General features: G+C 55.0%; 26 protein-coding genes and 1 pseudogene. 13 read left to right on the top strand and 14 right to left on the bottom strand.

What is annotated here, in order from left to right:
- Positions 1-140: 140 nt before the first annotated feature.
- Both EQV97_RS02990 and EQV97_RS02985 read right to left on the bottom strand, forming a co-directional pair.
- The gene (locus tag EQV97_RS02990; RefSeq protein ID WP_122840513.1) at positions 141-752 is read right to left on the bottom strand and encodes an FMN-dependent NADH-azoreductase; all 612 of its coding nucleotides are present in this window, start codon (positions 750-752) and stop codon (positions 141-143) included.
- Between the two features lie 102 nt (positions 753-854).
- Positions 855-1,781 carry an SDR family NAD(P)-dependent oxidoreductase gene (locus EQV97_RS02985; RefSeq protein WP_122840514.1) on the bottom strand — a complete coding sequence of 309 codons (927 nt, stop codon included), beginning with the start codon at positions 1,779-1,781 and terminating at the stop codon, positions 855-857.
- A gap of 187 nt (positions 1,782-1,968) precedes the next feature.
- Between EQV97_RS02985 and EQV97_RS02980 the strand changes: the two genes are divergently transcribed.
- The gene (locus EQV97_RS02980; protein WP_240888359.1) at positions 1,969-2,889 is read left to right on the top strand and encodes a LysR family transcriptional regulator; all 921 of its coding nucleotides are present in this window, start codon (positions 1,969-1,971) and stop codon (positions 2,887-2,889) included.
- A gap of 118 nt (positions 2,890-3,007) precedes the next feature.
- Here the strand turns inward: EQV97_RS02980 and EQV97_RS02975 are convergent, their stop codons facing one another.
- Complete coding sequence (locus EQV97_RS02975) at positions 3,008-3,877, bottom strand: SDR family oxidoreductase (RefSeq protein WP_240888358.1); 870 nt, start codon at positions 3,875-3,877, stop codon at positions 3,008-3,010.
- Between the two features lie 116 nt (positions 3,878-3,993).
- Between EQV97_RS02975 and EQV97_RS02970 the strand changes: the two genes are divergently transcribed.
- The 7 genes from EQV97_RS02970 (at position 3,994) to grxC (ending at position 8,713) form a co-directional block, all read left to right on the top strand.
- Positions 3,994-4,932, top strand: coding sequence for a LysR family transcriptional regulator (locus tag EQV97_RS02970; RefSeq protein ID WP_122840517.1), 939 nt, complete (start codon positions 3,994-3,996; stop codon positions 4,930-4,932).
- A 221-nt stretch (positions 4,933-5,153) separates the two neighbouring features.
- Positions 5,154-5,783, top strand: coding sequence for a LysE family translocator (locus EQV97_RS02965; RefSeq protein WP_240888357.1), 630 nt, complete (start codon positions 5,154-5,156; stop codon positions 5,781-5,783).
- A gap of 277 nt (positions 5,784-6,060) precedes the next feature.
- A complete protein-coding gene (locus EQV97_RS02960) occupies positions 6,061-6,537 on the top strand; it encodes a nuclear transport factor 2 family protein (RefSeq protein ID WP_122840519.1) in 477 nt (158 codons plus the stop codon).
- A 367-nt stretch (positions 6,538-6,904) separates the two neighbouring features.
- On the top strand, positions 6,905-7,372 hold the full coding sequence (gene cynS / locus EQV97_RS02955) for a cyanase (protein ID WP_045061152.1): 468 nt from the start codon (positions 6,905-6,907) through the stop codon (positions 7,370-7,372).
- A gap of 101 nt (positions 7,373-7,473) precedes the next feature.
- On the top strand, positions 7,474-7,722 hold the full coding sequence (locus EQV97_RS02950; RefSeq protein WP_201146576.1) for a DUF2790 domain-containing protein: 249 nt from the start codon (positions 7,474-7,476) through the stop codon (positions 7,720-7,722).
- A gap of 38 nt (positions 7,723-7,760) precedes the next feature.
- Positions 7,761-8,423 carry a carbonic anhydrase gene (locus EQV97_RS02945; protein ID WP_240888356.1) on the top strand — a complete coding sequence of 221 codons (663 nt, stop codon included), beginning with the start codon at positions 7,761-7,763 and terminating at the stop codon, positions 8,421-8,423.
- A 26-nt stretch (positions 8,424-8,449) separates the two neighbouring features.
- Entirely contained in the window at positions 8,450-8,713 is a 264-nt protein-coding gene (gene grxC / locus EQV97_RS02940) for a glutaredoxin 3 (protein ID WP_201146578.1), read from the top strand.
- Positions 8,714-8,734: 21 nt separating this feature from the next.
- Here the strand turns inward: grxC and EQV97_RS02935 are convergent, their stop codons facing one another.
- Positions 8,735-10,807, bottom strand: coding sequence for a pyridoxamine 5'-phosphate oxidase family protein (locus EQV97_RS02935; RefSeq protein ID WP_240888355.1), 2,073 nt, complete (start codon positions 10,805-10,807; stop codon positions 8,735-8,737).
- 409 nt (positions 10,808-11,216) lie between these two features.
- On the opposite strand from EQV97_RS02935, the gene EQV97_RS02930 reads away from it, so the two are divergent.
- Positions 11,217-11,993, top strand: coding sequence for an alpha/beta hydrolase (locus EQV97_RS02930; RefSeq protein WP_240888354.1), 777 nt, complete (start codon positions 11,217-11,219; stop codon positions 11,991-11,993).
- Between the two features lie 37 nt (positions 11,994-12,030).
- Here EQV97_RS02930 and EQV97_RS02925 read toward each other — a convergent pair whose 3' ends face one another.
- The 4 genes from EQV97_RS02925 to cynR form a co-directional block, all read right to left on the bottom strand.
- A complete protein-coding gene (locus EQV97_RS02925; protein WP_240888353.1) occupies positions 12,031-12,942 on the bottom strand; it encodes a LysR family transcriptional regulator in 912 nt (303 codons plus the stop codon).
- A complete protein-coding gene (locus EQV97_RS02920; RefSeq protein WP_122840526.1) occupies positions 12,942-13,862 on the bottom strand; it encodes a LysR substrate-binding domain-containing protein in 921 nt (306 codons plus the stop codon). Before EQV97_RS02920 ends, EQV97_RS02925 begins: the two co-directional genes overlap by 1 nt.
- A 196-nt stretch (positions 13,863-14,058) precedes the next feature.
- A complete protein-coding gene (locus tag EQV97_RS02915; protein WP_122840527.1) occupies positions 14,059-14,688 on the bottom strand; it encodes a glutathione S-transferase in 630 nt (209 codons plus the stop codon).
- 130 nt (positions 14,689-14,818) lie between these two features.
- The gene (cynR, locus tag EQV97_RS02910) at positions 14,819-15,709 is read right to left on the bottom strand and encodes a transcriptional regulator CynR (RefSeq protein WP_240888352.1); all 891 of its coding nucleotides are present in this window, start codon (positions 15,707-15,709) and stop codon (positions 14,819-14,821) included.
- Between the two features lie 327 nt (positions 15,710-16,036).
- On the opposite strand from cynR, the gene EQV97_RS02905 reads away from it, so the two are divergent.
- On the top strand, positions 16,037-16,969 hold the full coding sequence (locus EQV97_RS02905) for an alpha/beta hydrolase (protein ID WP_240888350.1): 933 nt from the start codon (positions 16,037-16,039) through the stop codon (positions 16,967-16,969).
- A 157-nt stretch (positions 16,970-17,126) separates the two neighbouring features.
- Here the strand turns inward: EQV97_RS02905 and gorA are convergent, their stop codons facing one another.
- From gorA to EQV97_RS02890, 3 genes are all read right to left on the bottom strand, one after another.
- Positions 17,127-18,488: a glutathione-disulfide reductase gene (gene gorA / locus EQV97_RS02900; RefSeq protein ID WP_240888348.1), complete on the bottom strand. Its 1,362-nt coding sequence runs from the start codon at positions 18,486-18,488 to the stop codon at positions 17,127-17,129.
- Positions 18,489-18,962: 474 nt separating this feature from the next.
- Entirely contained in the window at positions 18,963-19,541 is a 579-nt protein-coding gene (rclC, locus tag EQV97_RS02895) for a reactive chlorine resistance membrane protein RclC (protein WP_201148798.1), read from the bottom strand.
- A gap of 176 nt (positions 19,542-19,717) precedes the next feature.
- Positions 19,718-20,059, bottom strand: a complete 342-nt coding sequence (locus EQV97_RS02890) for a carboxymuconolactone decarboxylase family protein (protein WP_122840530.1) — start codon at positions 20,057-20,059, stop codon at positions 19,718-19,720.
- 108 nt (positions 20,060-20,167) lie between these two features.
- On the opposite strand from EQV97_RS02890, the gene EQV97_RS02885 reads away from it, so the two are divergent.
- Entirely contained in the window at positions 20,168-21,082 is a 915-nt protein-coding gene (locus EQV97_RS02885; RefSeq protein WP_122840531.1) for an AraC family transcriptional regulator, read from the top strand.
- Here EQV97_RS02885 and EQV97_RS02880 read toward each other — a convergent pair.
- Entirely contained in the window at positions 21,072-22,022 is a 951-nt protein-coding gene (locus EQV97_RS02880; RefSeq protein WP_225570077.1) for a LysR substrate-binding domain-containing protein, read from the bottom strand. The genes EQV97_RS02885 and EQV97_RS02880 overlap by 11 nt on opposite strands.
- 222 nt (positions 22,023-22,244) lie before the next feature.
- On the opposite strand from EQV97_RS02880, the pseudogene EQV97_RS02875 reads away from it, so the two are divergent.
- Together EQV97_RS02875 and EQV97_RS02870 are read left to right on the top strand one after the other, a co-directional pair.
- Positions 22,245-22,355 (top strand): annotated as a pseudogene (locus tag EQV97_RS02875) (LysR family transcriptional regulator); the annotation flags it as partial.
- Positions 22,352-22,711: an MmcQ/YjbR family DNA-binding protein gene (locus EQV97_RS02870; protein WP_122840532.1), complete on the top strand. Its 360-nt coding sequence runs from the start codon at positions 22,352-22,354 to the stop codon at positions 22,709-22,711. The pseudogene EQV97_RS02875 and the gene EQV97_RS02870, both read left to right, overlap by 4 nt.
- Here the strand turns inward: EQV97_RS02870 and EQV97_RS02865 are convergent.
- Positions 22,708-23,115: a DUF1294 domain-containing protein gene (locus EQV97_RS02865; RefSeq protein WP_122840533.1), complete on the bottom strand. Its 408-nt coding sequence runs from the start codon at positions 23,113-23,115 to the stop codon at positions 22,708-22,710. The two genes, EQV97_RS02870 and EQV97_RS02865, sit on opposite strands and share 4 nt — an antisense overlap.
- Complete coding sequence (locus EQV97_RS02860; RefSeq protein WP_122840534.1) at positions 23,112-23,942, bottom strand: undecaprenyl-diphosphate phosphatase; 831 nt, start codon at positions 23,940-23,942, stop codon at positions 23,112-23,114. The genes EQV97_RS02865 and EQV97_RS02860 overlap by 4 nt, the downstream gene beginning before the upstream one ends.
- Positions 23,943-24,025: the final 83 nt, after the last annotated feature.

Below are 24,025 nucleotides of genomic sequence, written 5' to 3'. Positions count from 1 at the left end.
CGACGATGACCCTTGACTGCACGAGCTGGGCCAACTTGTGACACAGCCAGAAACAAAAAACTCCGTACCTGGCGCTTGCGCTTCCAGAATACAGAGTTTTTTAGCGATTGCCTGAGCTGTTTGAGCTCTTTACGCAAGCCTTACGCAGCGGCGAACAACTGCTCACTGATGCGCACGTGCGCGTCATTCATGGCTTTGGTACGCACTTCGTCACCGTAGGCCAGGCCTTCGGCACGCACGAACTCGATGTCGGTGATACCGAGGAAACCCAGCAGCAGCTTCAAGTACTCTTCATGGGCTACGCCGCTGGCCTGGCCGGCATGCAGGCCGCCGGAGGTCGACACGATCACCACTTTCTTGCCGCCGCACAGGCCTTCAGGGCCGGCTTCGGTATAGCGGAAGGTCTGGCCAGCTACCGCGATGCGGTCGATCCAGGCCTTGAGCTGGGTTGGAATCGTGAAGTTGTACATCGGCGCGGCAATCACCACCGCATCGGCCGCGAGGAATTCAGCCAGGGTAGTGGCGCTCAGGTCGGCCTCGTGTTGTTGCGCGGCATTGCGCAACTCGGCGGTGGTGCCGGCCGCAACGAGGGTGGTGGCGGAAAAATGGCTGATGGCATCGGCGGCCAGGTCACGGTAGGTCACCACGGTGCCTGCTTCAGCGCCCTGCCAGGCCTTGACCACTTCGCTGCTCAGCTGACGGGAGGCCGAGTTGTCACCCAGAATGCTCGAATCGATATGCAACAGTTTCATAAGGGATCTCCAAGGTGAGGATCGCCAGCCGGCGATCTGATGGAGTAAATCCTACAGGTGAAACCAATAGCCGATTAGTCAGCAACAATGCGATTGATCGTCTCACCTATAGAACAATCCGACGGTCATCCGCGTGGCAACTTCCCACAACCGCTGCGCGTTATCAGGGTCAACGGCATAAGCTGCAACGCCCATGTAATCGGCAGGCCGTTTGGTGACTACCAGCGCCTCATTACAGTCCTCGAAATAACGACCACCAATGCCTTCCAACAACGGAGACGCCGCAAGCAGTACCGATGTCGCAGCACCTTGTTGCACGTTCTTCTGACGTTCAATTGGGGTCTTAAGCCCACCGGTATGTTTCTGAAGGTTGGTCGCGATTGCCCCAGGGTTCAAAGCGTTAGCGAAAATGCCTAGCTTCGCCCAGCGACGGGTGATCTCTACGGCGATGAGCGCGCATGCTGACTTTGCCTGGGCATATGATGCGTACGCATCGTATGTACGGAAGTCAAAATTGATGTCGTCGAAAACGACTGGCCCTAGAAGATTAGCGTTTGAGCTCAACGAAACAATTCGGGCGCCTTCGGCTTTGATCAGGGCGTCCTGCAACCCAAGCACAAGCGCAAAATGGCCAAGAAAGTTGGTTGCAAACTGCATCTCCCAACCCTGCGATGTCAGCTCCCGCTGAGGAACGGCCATGATCCCTGCGTTATTGACCAGGATATCAAGTGGCTCTGACCACGACTCAGCAAACGATTTCACAGAGGACAGATCTGCCAGATCGATTGAGCGGATATCAACGGTACCCCTGCCCCCAGAGCGCAGTTCGGCGGCTACCGACGCCGCCGCTTCCGGACGCCGTACTGCAAGCGTCACGTTTGCGCCGGCATTGACCAATGCGCGCGCTGTCTCGATACCGATACCGGAGGCCCCGCCCGTTACGATTGCACGTTTACCAGCGAGGTCAACCCCTTCCATGACCTCTTGTGCGGTTGAATGAAACCCGAACGGTGTAGTGATACGCGTCATGAATTATTCCTCGCATGTTTGATGACCGCAGAGTCGAACTGACTTGCGGGATCACCGAATGACCGGGATGCCACAGGCCACGCTATGAAGCCCGACCTGCGTAAAGTTGTTGTGGACCAAGATAAGCCGCAGCACTGTCGCAAACAATCAGGCTAATATCGGATGAACTGATGCAGGAATTAGCACAATGCAGAAATCCGGCCTTCTCGAACTGAACGCCGTAGTCGCCGTTTCTACTCACCGCAGCTTTCGTCGCGCGGCCATAGAATTGGGAATGTCGCCATCAGCACTCAGTCATGCGATCGCTGCACTGGAGAAACGCCTTGGCGTGAGGTTGTTCCACAGAACCACGCGAAGCGTTTCTCTGTCTGAAGCCGGGGAGCAGTTTCTGGTTCGTGTGCAGCCCGCTCTGCGTGATATATCCGCGGCCATGGAGGCGGTAAGCGAGTTCCGCGATACACCGGCCGGAACCCTACGCCTGAACACCTCCGAAGGTGCTGCGCAAATGGTGCTGACGCCAGTGGTATTGGAGTACCTAAGGCGTTATCCCGACATGCGGGTAGACATCGTTACCGATAGAAGTCTGGTTGACATCGTTGCTGGTGGATTCGACGCCGGCATACGGTTGGCGGAAAGCGTTCCGCAGGACATGATCGCCATTGCGATCACTCCCCCGCTCCGTTTTGCGGTGGTCGCTTCCCCCCAGTACTTCGCGAAATGCAAAAAACCAAAGGTTCCAATAGACCTGCTCGCACACAACTGCATACGCGTGCGCTTCCCCAGTGGTTCAATCTACAAATGGGAATTCGAGAAGCGCGGTGAAGAGCAATCAATAGATGTCAGCGGGTCGTTGACGCTCGACAGCCACCACTTGATGCTAGAGGCTGCTTTGCAAGGCGCCGGCATAGCCTGGACTAATGATTTCGCTGCTTCTGCTCATATTGCGTCCGGAAAGCTCATGCGAGTGCTGGAGGACGGGACACCTTCGTACCCCGGACTGCGCCTTTACTATCCTGCGAATCGCCATATGCCGGCGGGACTTCGGGCTTTCGTCAACGTCGTCCGTGAGATTGTGTCGGCGGATTCGATCGCTAAAAAGAAAGTCTGAGCTTTTACGCTCAGACCGGGAGCGCTTCTGCATCTGCCTCTCTTGGCATGACGTAATACTTCTTTCATGCAAGCGCAATGCTCGACTTGTTCGGGCTGCAGGATAGCCAACTGAAACGTCAGAGCTTGAAGGCATCTCTAACGATGGCTTCAAGATCTTTGGGCTTTCGACCTAGCAGTTCTTCAAGGGTACGACTGGTTTGATCAAATGCGCCCTTCTCGATAGCGCGATACCAATCGCCAATGAAGGTCGCGACATGAGGTGGCCAACCTTCGGCTTCGCGGGCGGCGATGAAGGTTCCGGTCGAGATCGGCTGATAATGGACGGCTTTACCGGTTATGCGCGAAAGCGCGGCGGCGATGTCTGCGAACGACCAGGTTTGTCCGCTATTGAGCAGATAAGCTCGATGCTCGTGACCCGGCTGACTGAGTAGGGTTGCCCCGCCTTCAGCTAGTTCATCAATGCTCGTCAGGGCCACCCGCCCCTGACCGGCGGGTGCGCTGAAGCCCTTCTGCGGAGCATCTTTGCCGATGTACATCGCAAGCACGTCGGCATACAGCGGATGCCGGACGATGGTGTAATCCAGCCCGGATGATTTAAGCATCGCCTCTGTTTCGAGGTCGCTGGCAGTGACACCCTCAATAGGACAATAGTCATCGCTAACGCGCTGAATGCTGGTGTAGAACACATGTCGAACACCCGCCATACGTGCCGCATGAATGACGTTCCTGTGTTGCCCCACCCGATCGCTGAAAGCAACGGCTGACACCAGGTAGATTTTTTCCACCCCGGCGAAGGCATTGACCAGGGATTCGACGTCAGTGTAATCGCCCAGCCGCACTTCGACGCCCAGGTCCGACAACCACTGCGCTTTGCTCCCCTCTCGAACCAAGGCGACGACATCTGCCGCAGGCACCTTCCGGACCAGTGAGCGCACTACTGCGCTACCCAGCTTACCGGTCGCGCCGGTGATTAACATTTTGCCCATTACGCTCCACCTGTTTTGAGTGTGAAATTCAGTCGGCCACCACTATGGGCTCAAATTCAGCACCAAATTAGTCATCAATCAGTAGAATCATCTTCAACCAAAAGTTGGAGATAAGCGTGGACAGTTTGGGCAACCTGGAATCATTTGTAAGAGCCGCAGAAGCTCGCAGTTTTTCCGAAGCGGCTCGGCGGATGGGCATTTCCGCCGCGGCAGTGAGCAAAAACATTGCCCGCCTGGAAACAAAATTGGGCACTCGACTGTTTCAACGCAGCACGCGAAGTCTGTCCCTTACCGAAGCCGGTGAGGCGCTATATGAACAAGTGGCGGGTAGTGTCGAAACGATTCAAGGCGCAATGGCTCAACTCGGCGACTCACGCGATGTGCCCGCCGGTCGGTTGCGGGTCAACATGTCTCCGTCCTTCGCCTACGACTATGTGCTGCCTCTGCTGAAAACGTTCAAGCAACGATATCCCTGCGTTGTGCCCGATTGGCACCTCGAAATCCGACGCGTTGATTTGATAGGTGAAGGTTTTGACGTTGCGATTGGCGGCGGCCTGGAATTAAGCCCGGGCGTCGTGGCACGCGAGCTGGCCAAGCTACACCTCGTCGCTGTAGCAGCTCCCGAGTGGCTCCAAGGCAAGCCATTGCCCGTTGTGCCAGCGGACTTGCAGGGCCAGGATGGCATTGTCGTGCGATCGACCGACACCAACCGATTACGCACCTGGACGTTGCGCAGTTCGGCTGACGAAACCTTTGATCTGAGCCTGAAACCAACAGCCATCATGAATGATCCGCAAGCCTTGTGCATGTGCGCCCTGATGGGGCTGGGCGTGGCATTGGTGCCACTGGAGCGAGCATGGCCCTGGTTACAGCGGGGTGAGCTGATTCGGCTATTACCGCAATGGTATGTCGATCTGGGCTCAATCTCCGTCTACTACTCGGCCAGAAAAGAACTGCCAGCTAAAACACGCGTCTTCGTAAACTTTCTGATTGAACATTTCCAAGGCACGCTGAGTGATCACTTCAGCGCCATGGAAACTGATAAAGGGAAGTAGCGGCACGCCTTGGCGTTCCCTTCCCGACATTAGCCAGGCAAGAGTCCAGCCGCCCAAGCCTGATTTGCGGAAAACGATCAGTTGGCATACAGGTTCCCTGTTCTAACTATCAAAGGGCAGATTCTGCCAAAAAACGTGGATTTGGGAGTTAAATTCGCAACCACCTGCCCTGCTCCTCCCCTCTAAAATTGTCTCCCTCATTTCCTGCCGAGCACACGAATATGGAAGACAAAGCGCTGTACCTCCTCGCTCTCTCGATGATTTTCCTAATGCCCGGTCCGGACATGATCCTGCTACTTCAAACGGGTGCGAAACAAGGTAGAACCGCAGCGCTAGCGACTGCGCTCGGGCTCGCGTTGGCGCGTGCCTGCCATGTGGCTTTGACCGCTATGGGATTGGCAACGATGTTCAAGGTGCTGCCTTGGACTTTTGATATCGTCAAATATGCAGGAGCAGCCTATCTACTTTGGGTAGGTATCCAGATGTTCAAAACCAGTGGCAAGAGTGCACCTGCCCTTACAGAGACTGGCACTGTAACGCCGAGCTTGAGCGCGGCTATCCGGCGGGGGCTTTTCACCAATTTACTCAATCCGAAAGCGCTACTTTTTAGCTCAGTGCTGCTTCCGCAATTCATCGATCCGAATCGATCGTCGGTATCGGAGCAATTTGCAATACTGGGTGCAGTACTCGTAATCACCGGTCTGATTTTCGACAGCATTTATGCCACTGCCAGCGCTTGGGTAGGGCGTTGGTTAGAGCGTAGCGTGACCGCGCAACGAGTTCAGCAATGGCTTTTCGGTACCCTCCTGATTGGATTTGCAGTGCGGCTGGCGTTTGTACAGCAAGCCTGACGTCCTGACGCCAAGTCGTTTGGGCGGTGCATTAGTTCGTTCGATTCCTGGACTGCTCAACCGCTACTCTCACATCGCCGCCAACCCGCTTTTACACAGGGCGCTAGCGAATGAAGCATCAACTGAAGGTTTATCAATTCCCGAAGGTCACCTCTCATACCTGCTGATGTATTTGATCTAGAAATGCTCGGTAGGCGCCCTGATGGTTCCTGACTTAACTAAGCTTTTAGCTAACCACGGATTTTATCCCGAGGTACCTCAATGTGGAGTAGTGATCATGGCTGAATCTGAGACCCGTCCCCCGCTACCACCGTTTGACCGCGAGTCTGCAACACTCAAAGTTCGCCTGGCTGAAGATGGATGGAATAGCCGAGATGCTGAAAAAGTCGCATTGGCCTATACCACCGACACCAGGTGGCGCAACCGCGTCGATTTTGCAGTCAACCGGGCTGAGGCACAGGCGTTCCTTACTCGAAAATGGAATAAGGAGTTGGAGTATCGACTTATCAAGGAGTTATGGGCGTTCACCGACAATCGTATTGCTGTTCGCTATGCCTATGAGTGGCGCGACGATTCCGGGAATTGGTACCGCTCGTACGGAAACGAAAACTGGGAATTCGCCGAGAACGGTTTAATGGCAAACCGTTTTGCGTGTATCAACGACATGCCCATCAAAGAGTCAGAACGAAAGTTTCGGTGGCCGCTAGGCCGTCGCCCGGACGATCATCCAAGCCTTTCCGACCTGGGTCTTTGAGAAGGGAGGCGTACTCGCGCTGACTGACTAACACGCACACAAAAGCAGCGCTGTACGGCCCGTTGCCTCTCCCCAATAAATCCAGATGCTGCCACTGAGCCCGCCGTACGCGGGCTCTTTTGTCTCGCCATCCCCCTCGCGCAGCAAAGCGATTCTTTTTGTCGACCAATGTGATTATCCAGAATCAGCAGTATTGCTTCCGAGTTCCCGACGTTCATGAGCCCCCCGATTTAAACCTATAGGCAGGGCTTATGCGAAGCATTGTTTATCGGTCTTGGACGCTATAGAGCAAACGGCAGAACATGGCTTCACACCAAGCAACACTCATCCAGCAACTCTTACCCAAGCATCCGATAGGAGCGACACCATGCAACAGTCCCACGCTTACAACGACACCAGTCTTGAACTGACCGCTAAAATTCTAGACGCCAAAGCCCGCAAAAACCTGTCGTTCGAAGACATGGCAGAAGGCACCGGCCTCGGTCTGGCCTACGTGACCGCAGCCCTTCTCGGCCAGCACCCTCTTCCAGAAACTGCCGCGAAAGTGATCGGTAAAAAGCTGGACCTGGACGCTGACTCGGTAGCGCGCCTGCAAATCATCCCACTGCGTGGCAGTCTTTCGGGCGTCCCTACGGATCCTACTATCTACCGCTTCTACGAAATGATCCAAATCTATGGCACGACTTTGAAGGCCTTGGTCCACGAACAGTTCGGCGACGGCATCATCAGCGCGATTAACTTCAAGCTCGATATGAAAAAAGTTGAAGATCCTGAAGGTGGACACCGCGCAGTAATCACCCTCGACGGGAAGTTCCTGCCACTGCGTCCTTTCTAAGAAGGCGACTGGAAATGTAATTCGGCCCGCACTGGTAGCGGGCCTGCTTCAACACATTTATCCACTTCACCGACTCACCAAATCTAAATGGAGGATGCGTCATGCAAAAAATTCTGTTGCTCGCCCTGTCCCTGACAGCTTCGTTGTCGGCCTATGCACAGCAAACTTCGGCTGCGCCAGAAGCCACTCCGTATGTCTATGGCGTGCACTTGGATATTGCCAAGGTCATCAACATCACTGAAGCAGCAGACGTCTGCGGCCCAGTGCCAGTGCAAATGACTTACAAAGATTCGCACGGTGACACTCGCGTCCTTGAATACAGCGTGATAGGTCGCGGCTGCACTAATTGAATATTACCTAACTTGATTACTTGCGAAAGGCTAATCCCATGAAAGCGCTCATTGAAGGTTTTTTAAAGTTTCAGAAAGAAGCATTTCCGCAACGGACGGACCTGTTCAAACACCTGGCCACCACGCAGCATCCAGGCACGTTGTTTATCACGTGTTCCGATAGCCGCGTAGTACCAGAACTGTTGACGCAACAAGAACCTGGCGAACTGTTCGTGATCCGAAACGCGGGGAATATCGTGCCTTCGTATAGCCCCCACCCCGGAGGTGTGTCGGCAACGGTCGAATACGCCGTGGCGGTGCTCGGGGTGACCGATATCGTGATCTGCGGTCATTCGGATTGCGGCGCAATGACGGCGGTCGCCAAGTGCAAATGCATGAACCATCTCCCAGCTGTCGCCGGATGGTTGCAACATGCTGAATCCGCGAAGGTCATCAACGAGTCTCGCCATCACATGAATGACGCGGCAAAAGTAAGCTCGATGGTTCGAGAAAACGTGATTGCCCAACTGGCCAACATCCAGACTCACCCAAGCGTGCGCATCGCTCAGGAAAAAGGCTTGTTGAATTTGCATGGATGGGTCTACGACATCGAAACCGGATCGGTTGACGCTCTTGACTCTGATAATCGCAGCTTCAAATCGTTGGCAGAGCACCCGGATACCTGCGCTGTACACGCTCGTGCAGAAAAAGCCGCAGCCTGAAACTGTCTAAACGGTGAGGATTCTTCATGCCTGACATTATTATGTACACAACCAGCACCTGCCCTTACTGCCGTGGTGCAAAGCAACTGCTTAACGCTAAAGGTATTTCTTATACCGAAATCGATGTGCAGTCAGTTGATCAGAAGGTCGCAATGATAAACCGCAGCGGCCGTCGCACGGTTCCGCAAATTTTCATCGGCGACTGGCATGTGGGTGGATTTGATGACCTCGTTCAACTCGACCGTGAAGGCGGTTTGGCTCAAGCGCTCAACCCGCGTCTCGCGGGATGAGCGATAGAGAGGGCATTCATGCTACAGATCCAAAACCAGGGGGGCGTCGCCCTCCTTGCTTTGCGCTGGCACTGCGCAGCAAATCAAGACCTCTCCCTGAGCCGGCATTTCAGCGGGCAAGTTCAAATAGTGCACCTCCCCACTGATCAGCTTCGTACGACAAGTCCCACACGACCCGCCGCGGCAACTGAAGTCCGGATTCAGACCACGACTTTCAGCCAACTCCAGCAAGCTGCCGTTGCCTGGCTCCCAACGCGCCTCTTTAGCAGAAGTCGCGAACAGTACTTTTACGGGGGTACTGGCTGCCGGAACTTGTTCGACCGCCGGGGTCAACTGATCGCGTAGCCGAACCAAGGTCGATGGCCCGAAAGTTTCAGCGTGAATGCGATCATCGCCAATGCGGAGTTCACGTAGCCCATCGTATAACGCCTGGGTAAACGCGCCTGGGCCGCACAAGTAAAAGTCGTAATCATCCAGGGGTAACAGCGCCTTGAGTAGCGCGACGTCCACACGTCCAGCCAATTCAAAGTCCTCGCCCTCGCGAGCGTGCTGCTCAGGCTGACTCAGAAGTCGCAATGCACGAATTTTATCTTTCGCACGGGTTGCTAGTTCAAACAGCTCATCCCGAAATGCCAGCTCCGCCAGACTGCGCGCACTCTGAATAAACCAGGTCGGCCGAGTGCGACGAATTCGCTCTCCTTCGTAGATCACTTCACGCAGCATCGACAGCAGCGGCGTGACCCCGACCCCAGCGGCCAATAGAACCAATGGCCGATGCTCATCGGCCTTCACTGTGAATCGTCCCTGAGGGGCACGGGCTTCGATCAGATCCCCCACCCGAATCTGGTCGTGCAAATGCGACGAAATCAACCCGTCACGCTTGACGCTGATCCGGAAGAAGTTGTCAGACGGTGCACTCGACACACTGTAAGTCCTGACAACCGGCGCCTGCCCATCAACCAGGCTAAACCGTACCGGTAAATGCTGGCCCGCCTCGAATCGCGGCAATCCCGCACCATCGTCGGGTTCCAGATAAAAAGAGCTGATGGTGCTGCTCTCTTCAACGATTCGGGTGACGCGCAGATGCCGCCATTGGTCGCGCAGGGCATCGGCCTGTAAGCGGCCTTCAGCTTTTTCCCAGCTGCCGGTCATCATACTGTTCGGTGAGAAACCTTCGAATACCCAGCGCAGAGCCAATACGGCTCGCCTTAGGACGACATGCTCCACCGTCAAGGTCCAGAATCTCTCGGCCCCTTGAAATGCAGCGATCTGCGGCCCCTCAAGAATAAGCTCGGTGCGCCCGGCCACCTGGAGCACATCACCTGACGAGAAATCGACAAAAACCAAACCGGCTTTAGGGTTGAGCAACAGGTTGCCCAATGTATTGAAATGCAGATTGCCGGCGAAATCGGGAATTGTCAGCACATTGCCTTCGACCCTGACAAAACCTGGATTACCTCCGCGATGGGAAACGTCAACCGAGCGCTTGGCTGAGTCTCCTTCGAGGTCGACGTAGCTGGCGAGGAAGAACGTATCGGCCTGACGAATCATCTCTGTAGCCGCCTCGTCCAATTCGTGCAAACGTTTTGCTGCAACATCGGATGAGGATCGCCCAACGCTGACGGGCTCGACACTTCGCAATTGGATGTACTGAGGACAGTTGCCAAAAGCGTGCACGACAGAAACGGCAACACCGTCAGAGGAGACGGTGTTGATATTGCCGTTCACACGATTGCGCCTTCGGGTCTTCAGATCGATGCCAAGTAACCCGACTGCGGCGCCCATTCCCAAGGCAGGTTTCACTGGGTCGCCGTCTGCGGGGAGGCGGTCGAGCTGCAAGCTGCGTGGGTCGGGTGAGTGAACAAACCCTGGAGGACCCTCGATCAACGTCGCCCAAGGGATGCCGTCTTGGTCGACCGCACCCACCACCAGATAGGGGAGTTGGCTGTAGAACGAACGATGCTGATCCGGCATGTAGTCGCGAACAACTTTTCGCCCAAAGTGCTCCATCTGCTGCGCCACGCCGACACTTTCTTGCAACCGCCGCTCGCCAGCATGCCAGGGTGAAGCCCCTTGCTCATCCGTATTACTCATGATCACCTCTACGTATTCGTAAACAGGTGCGATTCACTCGCCGCCGAGCGTTCATTGATGGCTGCACCGGTGGGGTGTTCACTGCGTACCCACCGATACCATCAATGCAACGTCTGGCAGGCCGGAGCGCTACACGTCTTTTCATAGGTGTCTGCGCAGTCAGGTGTTTTATAAAGTGCCTGGAACGCATGCTCCGCCTTAATCGCTTTGGTGAGAACAAACACAAAACACAATCCAATGTTTCGCCTGCTGAAATGCTGGGGGAGCTTTGTGTCGGTTTGTAGCAAAGGCGGCGTTAGATACATTTCCATGCGTAGCACAGGATACGGGGACACATAGGGGATACAGCTAGCGGTTTAACTATTCCTGTCGCTCCACAACCCATCTCCCGTCATGCACAGGAACACAGATGAAAAAGATATTTGCAGGTCTGGCCTTAGCGGCCGCAATAGTTACAGCCTCCGCAGCGATGGCTGCGCCGGTCAAACCGACTGTCGTGTTGGTTCACGGCGCTTTCGCTGATTCCAGCAGTTGGAATGGCGTCGTCAAAATTCTTGAAAAAGATGGCTATCCAGTGATCGCAGCCTCGAACCCGCTGCGCTCGCTCAAAGGAGACGCCCAAGCAGTGGCTGACGTGCTCGCTAGCGTCAAAACGCCCGTTGTGCTGGTAGGGCATTCGTATGGTGGTCCGGTCATCACCGAAGCGGCTTACGGCAACACCAATGTCAAAGCGCTGGTGTTCGTCGCAGCCATTGCGCCTGAAGCAGGTGAATCCACCGCAGAGTTATCCGGACGTTTCCCGGGTGGCACGCTGGGCCCTACTCTCGCTCCTCCAGTAGCCTTGGCTGACGGCGGTAAGGATCTGTATATCCAGCAAGACAAATTCCACGACCAGTTTGCAGCCGACGTTTCCAATGCGGACGCCAAATTGATGGCTGCAACTCAACGTCCCGTCACGGTGGCGGCGCTCAATGAAGCATCGACCGAGCCGGCCTGGAAAACCATTCCTTCATGGTTCGTCTACGGCGACGCTGATAAGAACATTCCAGCACAAGCACAGGCCTTTATGGCGGAGCGGGCACACTCCAAACAGACCGTCGTGGTCAAAGGCGCGTCGCACGTTGTGATGGTGTCCAACCCGAAAGTCGTCGCCAGCCTGATCGAAAAGGCAGCGAACGCCAAATGAAGCTAATCGGCGATCTCGGTCCGGGATCGCCGAACGCTCAATGAGCGTCGGGCAACATTGCCGGATGTTCGCGCAGGCCTTCGACAATGTGGTCGACGAAACTGCGCACTTTCATTGAAGCTCTACGCCCTTCCCGGTAAACGACATGAACTGGAAGCGCTGGCAGTTCGAAAGGTTGCAACACCCTGTGTAACCGACCGTCATTTAAATAATCGTAGGCAGGATAGCTGAGGCAGCGCGTAAGCCCCGCGCCATAAGCCGCCGCATCGATGGCAGCTTGAACGGTGGTGCAGCTGACGCGTGATCGGGCCTTGATGGTGGATGGAACACCTTGTCTGGAAAAATCCCAGTTGATCTTCTCCCGATAAGCTTGAATGCCAATCAGCCGGTGACTTTTGAGATCCTCCGGCTCGGCGGGCACACCATGGGCTTCGAGATAGGTGGGGCTGGCGCATACGATCGTACGAACGTAGCCAACCGGCCTTGCTATCAACGAGGAACTGGGCAAATTTCCGACCAGCACGGCGACGTCAAGCCCCTCCTCGTTCATGTTCGGAAAACGATCATGATAATGGGCGAATACTGTGACTTCGGGATAAAACTCCATGTAATTCGCAAGCAAAGGCGTCATTACATAGCGGCTGAAAAGGAGTGGAAGCAATACAGTCAGATTACCCTGAGCCTGAACATGGAGGCCTTTAGCTGATGCTTCTGCGTCTTCGATTTCTTTGATGATGCGCGAGCAGTCAGCCATAAATACAACACCCGACTCAGTCAACGACACTCCACGAGTGCTGCGTTGCAATAACGGCACCCCGAGACGCATCTCCAACCGAGCAATCGCGCGAACGACTGTCGGGCCAGAAACGTTCAGACGGCGCGCAGCTGCCGCCAGGCTTGGCCGCTCTGAGAGCGCTTCAAACATGAGCATTTCATGGAAACGGTCCATCAGAGCGTGCTTTTCTTGGCAGGTCGAAGCGCCGCATCACATCCCAGGCGTTCCGTGAGGAAATCCACGAACGTACGTATCTTCGCTGGTACGCGGTTACTCTTGAGGTAAACGACCTGGATGGGCAAAGCGGGCGGTTCAAAATCCTGGAGTACCACTTCCAGTTCACCGGCGGCTACCTGACTAGCCACCTGGTAGGACAACACCCGTGTCACGCCCCAGCCCAGACAAGCAATATTGATGGCCGCCTGATTGGCGGTAACGACTAGCCGCGGATCGAACCGAAAGCTGAGTGCATTTCCTTCATTCTCAAATTGCCAATCGCTCAACAAATGGCTAGCCGAAGACATGACGATTTTGGCGGAACCCAATTCTCCAGGATGGCGGGGCCTGCCGAACTCCTCGAAATACTTGGGGGCGCCACAGATTACCTGGCGCACCTCGCCGACGTTGATACCGTGCTGATTATTCTCGTGCAGATGGCCAATACGGATCGCCACATCGATACCTTCATCAACCATGCTTGTCACGCGGTCAACCAGTAACGCGTTGAGATGTACAGAAGGAAATTGATCCAGGTACTCAGCCAGCAAAGGCGCAATGTACAACTCTCCGAAAAGCACAGGAGCTGTCACCGTCAAGTGCCCGCATGGAATTGAGTAGCTGCCGGCAGCAGCTTCTTCCGCTTCATTGACCTCACCGAGTATTCGCCGGCAATCATCCAGGTATCGCTGCCCTGCCTCAGTCAAGTGCAAGCTACGAGTTGTGCGTGAGAGCAACTGAGTACCGATGCGATCCTCCATAGCAGCAATGGCACGGGTAACGCTGGGAGGGGAAATATTCAAACGACGGGCGGCGGCCGCAAAACCTTCTTCTTCGGCCACCGTCATGAATATCTGCATTTCCTGAAAGCGATCCATAGGCGACTCTGCCGTGATGTAGGAACAGCCAGATCTGATCGCGAGAGCGAGCAGACATAAATGCAAAAAAGTGTCGCCTGGAGCGACTGGGGCACCCTATCCAGATGACTGGTGCAAAAGGCAACAATTCGAAGAGATCGTAGTTGAATCAGCGAAGCCTACCCGGAATTTTTCCCGGGTAGCTTCGATGGTTGGATCAAGCTTGCTGCAAGCCCTTGGCAGTACGCTGCATACCTACGAAATTTGGCAATGCCTCAATGCTGCTCAACCAGGCACGAACGTTTGGATAGTCAGTCAGTGCAACATTACCTTCTGGGGCGTGCGAGACGTAGGTGTAGGCTGCGACATCTGCAACGGTCGGTTTGTCGCCAGCCAGGAATTTACTTTTACCCAGCTCTTGCTCCATCACCGCCAGCAGGGTGTGGGACTTGCTGATCGCATCCTGCGCATTGTAACCGGCCCCAAACACAGTGATCAGTCGGGCGGTAGCGGGGCCTGAGTTGATCTGCCCGGCGGCAACTGACAACCAGCGTTGTACTTTTGCTTGCGCTACGGGATCACTGGGCAGCCACTCACCGTTGCCGTATTTAGTTGCGAGATAGACCAGAATGGCGTTCGAGTCAGCTAGAACGGTGCCGTTATCATCGATCACCGGTACTTGGCCGAAGCTGTTGAGCGCCAGGAATTCAGGCAGTTTGTGCGCGCCCTTCATCAGATCCACAAATATCAACTCTGTTGGCTGGCCGAGCAGTGAGAGCATCAATTCGACACGATGCGCGTGGCCTGACAATGGGTGACGATAAAGTTTGATCGGTTGTTGGGACATGACGTACTCCGGTTGTTTTTGGATTCGACCCGGTGATCGTGTCGATGGAGTCATCTTGCTCTTAGCTACCAAACAGAGGAATTACCATTATTTACAATCCAGCATTTCACTGGGCGTAATGGTCAGCACTCTATTCTCGGTCCACTGGCGCGGATCCAAGCATCAAATTCATGAACGCGACCGATGCTGCACTGTGGTAGTTATTTTTTCGCCTCAGAATCGACACGCCACGTTGAGGCGCTTTGTCGAGCAAGGCCAGCTTGTGCAAAGCACGATCCTGCGTGGCAATGGGTTCAGGAAGAATGGTGGCGACCGCGGTGTTTCGGATGACTTCAAGCAACGTGTTCACGGAGTTGACCTGAATCGTCACCTTGGGCGTGATTTTCGTCTTGGCGAAGTACTCATCGATACAAATGCGCGTAGCGAAGTCAGGGGTCAGCAAAGCAAAATCCAGTTGAGCTAACTGGTCCGTCGTGAGTGCATCCTGGCAGTCATAGAGTGGGTGAGCGCGCCCAACCATCAGACCAAGTGTCTCGACAAAAGCCGGGATTGATTCGATATCGGCGTGTCTCACTTGGTCAAATGCCACCGCTATATCCAGCGAATCATCGACCAACCCCGTTTCGATATCGCCCATCGATAGCTCGAAGATCTCTAAGCGAATGTTCGGGTATTGGGAGATGTAATCACGCACTAAAGGACCCAAAACGTACGCCATGAACGTTGGGGCCATGGCGAGCCTTAACGTGCCACGGGACAGGTCTTTCACATCGTGCAACGCCCGTTTACCCGCCGCCAGCTCCACCAGTACCCGCCGGGCGCATTCGATGTAGGCTAGTCCAGCATCTGTGGGTTTGACAGTCCGGGATGTTCGGTCAAAAAGGATGACGCCAAGCGTTTCTTCCAGCTGCCGTATCTGCTGCGACAGTGTTGGCTGAGACACATGAAGGACTTCTGCGGCCCGGGTAAAGCCACCGTGGTCAGCTACTGCCAACAGATACCGCAAATGTCTTAGAAGCATTGGATCACCGAAAGATTGGGTTCGTAAGGCAGTGAATATCTGACCGTTGCGCAGTAATTGGCCGACCAGGTGTCAGCCTATTATTCTCAACCGAGCCTCCCAAAATGCAATGGGACTTTCGTGATCACCGCCACCGCGAAGATGGCCAGCCCTGCGTCGGCAACATCCGCCCTCATGATTCTTTCATCAGGTGAAATACCGCATTGTCTCGTTTAGTCATTCCTCAGACTCAGCGGTTTATCGAGTATTGGATGGAGCGCAAAACAACATCAACGCGCTGACCAGATTTCTGCGCAGATCAGCTCTGCACCCACTGGAGTACCGGTGATGCCCTTACTTAAATACCTCTGCTTTCCAGTTCTGACTTTGCTTTTGGGCTTCGGACACGCCCAAGGGGAAACGCCAAAAATGCAGTATCGCCAAGTGACAGTCGATGGCGTAAATATTGCCTATCGAGAAATTGGCGACCCCAGCGCCCCCTCCGTGTTACTCCTTCATGGAGTGCCCAGCTCGTCTCGTATGTACGACGATCTCATGAAGCAATTGGGCAACCGTTTCCACCTCATTGCTCCGGACTACCCAGGCTTCGGTAACAGCGATGCGCCCCCACCAGACAAGTTCGTCTACACATTTGATCACCTCGCGAAGATGATGGAGCGCTTTACAGATGCAGTCGGGCTCAAACGATACAGCTTGTTTATGCAAGACTACGGCGCTCCCGTCGGTATGCGATTAGCGATGGCGAGACCGGAAGCCGTAACCTCGATGGTGTTCCAAAATGGCAATGTCTATGCAGAAGGTTTGGGCAAGATGTGGGACAGCCGCAAAGCCTACTGGGCTGATCGCAATGCCTATGAGGCGAAGTTTCAGGCTGCTCATCTATCCCTGGACGTAACACGACAGCGACATGTCGGCAGCGATCCAGACGTCACGGCGTACAACCCCGATTTATGGCAAGACGAAGTGGCATTCCTCAACCGCCCCGGTGAAGGTGCGATTCAAATGGAGCTGATTTACGACTATCGCACTAACCTGGATGCATACCCGGCGTGGCAGAAATGGCTGCGTGAACATCAGCTGCCTACATTGGTTGTCTGGGGCAAGCATGATTTGGCCTTTACCGTCGCAGGAGCTGAAGCTTTTCACCGGGACTTGCCCAATGCTGAGATCGCGATCCTCGACGGCGGACATTTTGTTATGGACACCCGGCTGGAAGATGTCGCGAATCTCACTCGAAAATTCCTGATCAAGCAAAAATGAAATAGGCGCATCCTGATCAAATCAGGGTGCGCTTCATGTTCCTGCTTACCCCTATCGCTTAACCGTTAAATCGAACAGTGTCATACGACGGCAGACGGCAAATACTCCATCTCCTGAAAGGATGGCGCTAAGGGCAAAAAGGGAATCGCCATCCCCGTCACCTGCTACTCACCGCCGTACGGAGGGTAACGAACTCTTCTGCGGAGGTCGGATGAACGCCAATAGTGTCATCAAAAAGTCGTTTGGTGGCACCCGCCTTAAGAGCAATCGCCAAGCCTTGAATGATATCCCCCGCGTCCGGACCGACCATGTGGCATCCCAATACTCGATCAGATTCTGCGTCCACTACCAGCTTCATGAGCGTCTGTTCTGGCGACTCGGTGAGAGACAATTTCATGGGTCGGAACCGGCTCTCGAACACCACCACTTTGTGGCCTTGCTCAATCGCTTGCTCCTCGGTGAGGCCTACCGTACCAATATTTGGCTGGCTGAACACCGCAGTTGGAATATGGCGATAGTCGACCGGGCGATACTGCTCAGGTTTGAACAATCGACGGGCAACCGCCATGCCCTCTGCTGTGGCAACGGGTGTCAACTGGACACCGCCAATGACGTCACCCAGAGCCAAAATGGACGGCTCGCGAGTTTCGAAGTGCTCATTCACGTTAATGTAGCCAGCCTTGTTAAATTCCACGCGCGTATTTTCCAGCCCCAGGTTATCGAGCATTGGCCTGCGACCAGTGGCGTAGAAGATGCTGTCAGTTTCCAGCTGCGTTCCATCCTTTAGCGTCGCGAGCAAGCTTCCATTGGCCTGCTTATCAATTTGGACAATGTCAGTGTTGAAATCTAACCGCAGACCGCGCTTAGTCAGCTCCTCTGCCAAATGAATACGCACTGATCGATCAAATCCTCGCAAAAACAGATCGCCTCGATACAGCAGCCGAGTATCGGCTCCTAGCCCGTTGAAAATACCAGCGAATTCCACGGCAATGTAACCTCCTCCGACCACCAGGATTCGCTTCGGCAGCTCCTTCAGGAAGAACGCTTCATTCGAAGTGATCGCATATTCATGTCCCGGAATCTCCGGAATCTGCGGCCACCCGCCAGTCGCAATCAAAATCCGCTCAGCGCTGAAACGCTGGCCGTTTATATCGACGTGGTTCGCATCGGCTAATCGCGCGTGGCCTTCGAGCAACGTGACGCCGCTGTTAATCAAAAGCTCACGGTAGATGCCATTGAGACGATCGATCTCACGGTTCTTGTTCGCAATAAGCAATGGCCAGTCGAAATTCGCCTTGCCCGCTGTCCAGCCGAAGCTTTCGGCCTGTTCGAAGTCATCAGCAAAATGGGCACCGTAAACCAACAACTTTTTTGGAACGCAGCCGACATTCACACACGTGCCGCCTAAGTATCGACTTTCGGCAACCGCTACTTTGGCACCAAAACCTGCTGCAAACCGCGCAGCACGCACTCCACCCGAGCCGGCACCAATGACAAATAGATCGAAGTCGTAGCTCATTTCAGTTCTCTGCAGGGAATGCACAGCACCCGGCTGTCCAATTTCATTTGAGGAATAATGACCGGAGCGAATGCATCAGTGAGGCGCAAAGCCTTGGTAACAAACCTTGGCCTGATTGCGATTGGCACATATCAGTCATGCCCAATTCGCTGGTCTCACTTGCCAAGGCTCCCATGAACTGGGGAAGCAAAAAGCCCGCTTCGTGCTCACGATGAAGCACGATTGAAGTATCCGGACAGGAGCCACCAGGGCAGGATTGAGTAGTGCCAAACATTGGAATCTCCCAGGTATGGAGAACGCTGCGACAACTCCAGCGGCTGATCGCTTATGGGATCAGTTTCACCAACAAAAGCGCGTTAGAGAATGGGCAGAGATGTCATGGCTTAATTGTGCAGGATGAAACAATGTTGGTAAGCGTTCCGGGAACACAGCTTCCGAACTCCAGCGTTAAGGGCGATGGTGTCCGCGTATTTTTTAGCGGACGCAGCGTTCGCGGAGCAATTGACGTGCGGAGTCAGCCATCACGGGTAGGGAGCCGGCCAGCATCAGTACATCTTTAAGCACCAGGCGCCCGGCGCCGGACAGATAAGGGAAGCCGTGTTGTGCATCACCGAGAGCACCCACCCAGGCTTCGGGTGTGGTAATCAAAAAGCCAAGCGTTACCAGCGGTGTACCGAAGGCCAGGGCCCCGCCCAACAGGCCGGTACGTCTCGAGACTGAATTTGACAGCACGAGCACGCCAATCAGGATTTCGACGATCCCGAGTCCGGTCGAAAAACCGTAGGTGTTGTTTTCGGTTTGCCAGGCACGCTTGTCCGCATTCAACTCGCCTTCGTGAGTGAGGTGCGCCTTGTATCCTTCGGGGTGTTCATAGAAGAAAGACATGAAAGGGCTATTGGCAACAAAAGGTGTGATGCTGTCGGCTTCATATGGAACGAATTTCAGCGCTCCGATCCATAGAAAAACGATGGCGATAGCCAATCGCATGAGAGACGTTGCGAAGGTGTCGACTTTGCTGATAAATCGGAGCCAGGCAGTAAAGGATGTGAGCATGAGACTTCTCCAAATGTTTGAATGTAGAGATAGTCTGAGGTGAATCCGAACGCCGATTTTGTGCGTCTTGCTCGATTTATTGATTGATCGTCTCAAGATGCTGATGAGGATCTTGCAGGTGTAAAAAAGCCTCGATACCTTGCAGTACCGAGGCCAAACGCGTGCGTACGAATGATCTATTTCTTCAGCGAGTCATACGCCTCCAACGTACGCAACGAATAGATGTAAGCAGCGCCGGCGTTGAGCGAGATTGCGGTCGCTAATGCCGCCGCCACTTCTTCACGACTTGCTCCTGCTTTGATCGCCGCGTCCGCGTGGGCAGCGATGCAGCCATCGCAGCGGGTGGTGACAGCTACCGCGATCGAAATCAACTCCCGGGTTTTGGCATCCAGCACATCGTTCTCCGCGGAGGCTTCTCCAAGAGCGAGGTAAGCCTTCACCATCTTAGGGTTGCTCTTTCCAAGCCCGCCGAAGGCCTTCTGGATGGTAGGTAGCATTTCGGACCAGTTGTTGAACATCGCATGACTCCTGAGGAAGTTGGTGTAGTGTTTCGACAGGCTTAGTTTTCCCCCCCTGAGAGATGTCAGTTTGTCCGATCCGCTCAATTTTTTATGCGAAGCTCTCAAATGAATTCTATCGATAAGCTCATCAGCCTGGCTAACGTCCGAGGCAGCCTGGATTTGCGGTGTCAGTTTCAGGGCGATTGGGCACGAGGTCACGAGCAAGAAATATTAGGCAAAGCGCCCTATCACATTGTGTTGGAGGGAGAGTGCCGGGTTGAGTTTCCGGACGGGCAACGCCTGCCCATGCGAGCAGGGGATATTTTGCTTCTGCCTCGTGGTGCACCGCACGTCATGCGTAGCATTGGAAAACCGGCTGAGCCCAGCACGCCAAGGCTGATTTCCAATGCGCCCCTGCCGCTCTATCGGATTGGAGATGTTAGTACCGATCTAGACATGCTTTGCGGAGGCTTTCACTACAATCGAACGTCGATGTTGTTCGCGGCGCTCCCCGAACACCTTGTGATTCCAAGTGCTGCCCTCCCTAAAAGTGCCCCCCTGCCGGCGTTGGTCGAAATGTTGCGAGGTGAAGCAGATAGCGATCAGGTGGGCGCACATTACTTGCTCGATGCTTTGTCCCAAGCGCTGTTCACATTGATCCTGCGGGCCCACATTGCGAGCCACGGCCAGCACACCGGCACCTTGGCATTGCTGTCTGATAAACGACTGGGCCGCGCTTGGCAGTCCATGCTGGCTGATCCTGCGCACGAGTGGACCGTTGACGGTCTCGCTGAAACCGCCAGCATGTCTCGCGCAACGTTTATGCGAGCCTTCGTACGGGTGGCTGGAGTTTCGCCTTGGGTGTTATTGACCCAAGTCCGTATGGAGTTAGCGTTCAACCTGCTAAGCCATTCCCATTTGGGGCTGAGCGACATTGCCGCCCAAGTCGGGTATCAATCCCAGGCGGCTTTCAGCAAAAAATTCAAGGAAATATACGGTGAAGCACCTGGGAGAGTGAGGCGCGCAATGACTACCGCGTAGCCGGATGCTCTTTTCCAGCTCTCTCACAAGCGACCCTGTCCGCCTCGGCGTTAGCGCCAAAATCCATAGCTAACTTATCAATCAGACCGCGGACTGAAGGTAGCAGCCCTCTTCGGGACGGGAAGACCGCATGGATGAGCCCGCTACGCAGCACAAACTCAGGTAGTACCTCCACCAATAGCCCATCATGTATGGCGTGCCGCACCATGATTTCGGGTAGTTGTACGACCCCTACCCCTTGTATTGCAGCGCGGTGTAACGCATCAAGATCCGAGGTGACAAATCTGGGCGTGTGAACCACCTCGATTCGATATTCTTTCGTGCCTAAAAAGGTCCACCTGTGCTCACGGTTTGGTGGACCTAGATCCATGCTAGGCAAGCTCGCCAAGTCATTTGGGGTTTCGAGCTTCAACCCTTCTATCAAGGAAGGCCGCGCAACCAGCTTTTGGTGGCTATCGCCTAATACTCGCATCACAAGGTTGTCGTCTTCCAATGGCGGGAAACGCACTCTCAGCGCGATGTCATACCCCTCACCCAGCACATCAACCCTGCGATTTGTGCTGTCTATGTGCACCTGGACTTTGGGGTGCAGCACCATGAATTCCGCAATAATGTCGCTCACACCCATGGCGCCTAACGCAGGTGGACAACTGATACGCACGATTCCTTGAGGTTCGGAGCGTGAATGCTCGACCACTTGCTCAGCCGCGTCAGCCTCTACGAGCATCGCTACACAATGACGGTAGTAGTCTTGGCCGATCTCTGTGACCGTAAACTTTCTGGTTGATCGCTGGATCAGGCGTACACCAAGCCGCTCCTCTAGAGATGCGATACGTCGGCTTAGCTTCGATTTGGGGATGTCGAGTTTTTTACTCGCGCTGGTGAATCCGTTGTGATCGACAACCTGGACGAAGAAATACAAATCATTGAAGTCGTACACGGAGTCATTTGCCCGGTGGTTGGGTTCAGAACGCATTATCGCAGGTGATGGTGGGAGTTCCCATTGCTGAGTACCTTGCGGCTTTCCGGCGCTGGCCGCTTGCCCTTCTTTGCGTGATAGCCGCTTTGTCAAAAGGAGCGTACGCTTTTGCCGATTGCCACAATGAAAATCGAAATTTCTACTTTGGATCAATCAGTTACGGCATTTATAGTTTTGCCGCCGGTGCAGTTGCTGCCTGAGTGGTCATTACTTGGGGGCAGGCTGCAGGCTGTGCGCGCCTGGATCGATCATCTGGTTAAGTCATTCAACGCCCGCGGGGAGCGCCTGTTATGAGCACTGCACGAATGAGCGAAGCCGCTGTGGCGCAGTTTTGCCTGGCATTGCCGGGTGCCAGGGAAGACTACAAATGGGGTGGCGTGCGGGTTTTTTCGATCGCGGGAAACAAGATGTTTGCGCTGCAGGGACTGCGCGGGAACTCCCTGGCGTTCAAGGTCGACAAGGATCTGTTCCTGGGGCACTGCGACCGCCCTGGCATCCATCCGGCGCCCTATCTGGCCAGGGCCCAATGGATCATCCTGGAGTTGCCCTACCCTCTGGGCGCTGAAGAGCTGCAGGGTTTATTGCAGCGTTCCCACCAGTTGGTGGTGAGCAAGCTGCCCAAACGGACCCAGGTGGGACTGCTGCTCTAGAACAGGGCGAACAGATGGGCGCCGAGGAACAGTTGGTCGATCCAGAACACCTGGTGCAGCAGCACGATGGCCCAGAAAAGGACCTGATAGGAAACCTTGCGGGTCTTGTGCCGGAACAGTTGCTGCGCCACCAAGGCGCCAGGCCAGCCACCGGCCAGTTCCACGGCGTGCAGGACATTCTCCGGGGTACGCCAGCGCTCGGTACGGGCCTTGCGCTTGTCGCTCCAATAAAGGAAGAACGCCAGCACGCTGACGATGCCGTAGGCCGACAGGGGAATCAACGATATCCCCTGCAGCCACATCAACATCGAGCCGGCCAACGGCAGCGCACACACCAAGGCGAACACCAGCGACTTGAGTCGTGGATTCTGAATCCTTGCGGGGCGCGCGCTGCGGTCGATCATGGCTTGGCTGCGGTCCAGTCGACCCAGCCGAACTGCCAGGTCGCGAGGATCAGCAGGCCGAAGGCGATGCGGTACCAGGCAAACACGGCATAGCTGTGGTTGGCGATGAACTTGAGCAACCCGCGTACCGCAATCATCGCGAAGATGAACGCCGTGACGAAGCCGACGGCAAATACCGGAAAATCCGCCGGGACGAACAGGTCACGGTATTTATAGCCCGAATACACAGCGGCACCGACCATGGTCGGCATGGCCAGGAAGAACGAAAATTCGGTAGCCGTCTTGCGTGACAGGCCGAACAGCAGGCCACCGATGATGGTCGAGCCCGAGCGCGAAGTGCCAGGAATCATCGCCAGGCACTGGGCAAAGCCGACTTTCAAGGCATCTTTCCAGGTGATTTCGTCCACGGTCTCGGCATGCACTTCATGCTCGCGGCGCTCGGCCCACAACATGATGATGCCGCCGACGACCAAGGCGGACGCCACGGTGACTGCGTTGAACAGGTAATGATGGATCAGGTCGGCGAAAATCACCCCCAATACCACCGCCGGCATGAACGCGATCAACAGGTTGACGGTAAAGCGCCGAGCGCTGGGCTGGGTCGGCAAGCCGATGACCACGTCCAGAATCTTGCGGCGGAATTCCCACACCACCGCCAGGATCGCTCCGAGCTGGATGATGATATTGAACGCCATGGCCCGCTCACCACCGAAGTGGAGCAGGTCCGCGACGATAATCTGGTGTCCGGTGCTGGAAATGGGCAGAAACTCCGTCAGCCCTTCTACAACGCCTAGTATCAATGCCTGAAAGGCGGTCCAAAGATCCATCAATCCCCCAAGAAGCGATGCGCGCCGGCATGCCCCGTTAATATTTTCAATGCATTTACTGCGGTCAGTCTGGCTGTAGCGCC

The organism is Pseudomonas sp. TMW22090, from assembly GCF_022496665.1.
In the GTDB taxonomy this organism is placed as follows: Bacteria; Pseudomonadota; Gammaproteobacteria; order Pseudomonadales; family Pseudomonadaceae; genus Aquipseudomonas; species Aquipseudomonas gregormendelii.
The sequence above is the reverse complement of the archived record's forward strand: the minus strand, read 5'-3'. Positions and strand labels throughout refer to the sequence as shown.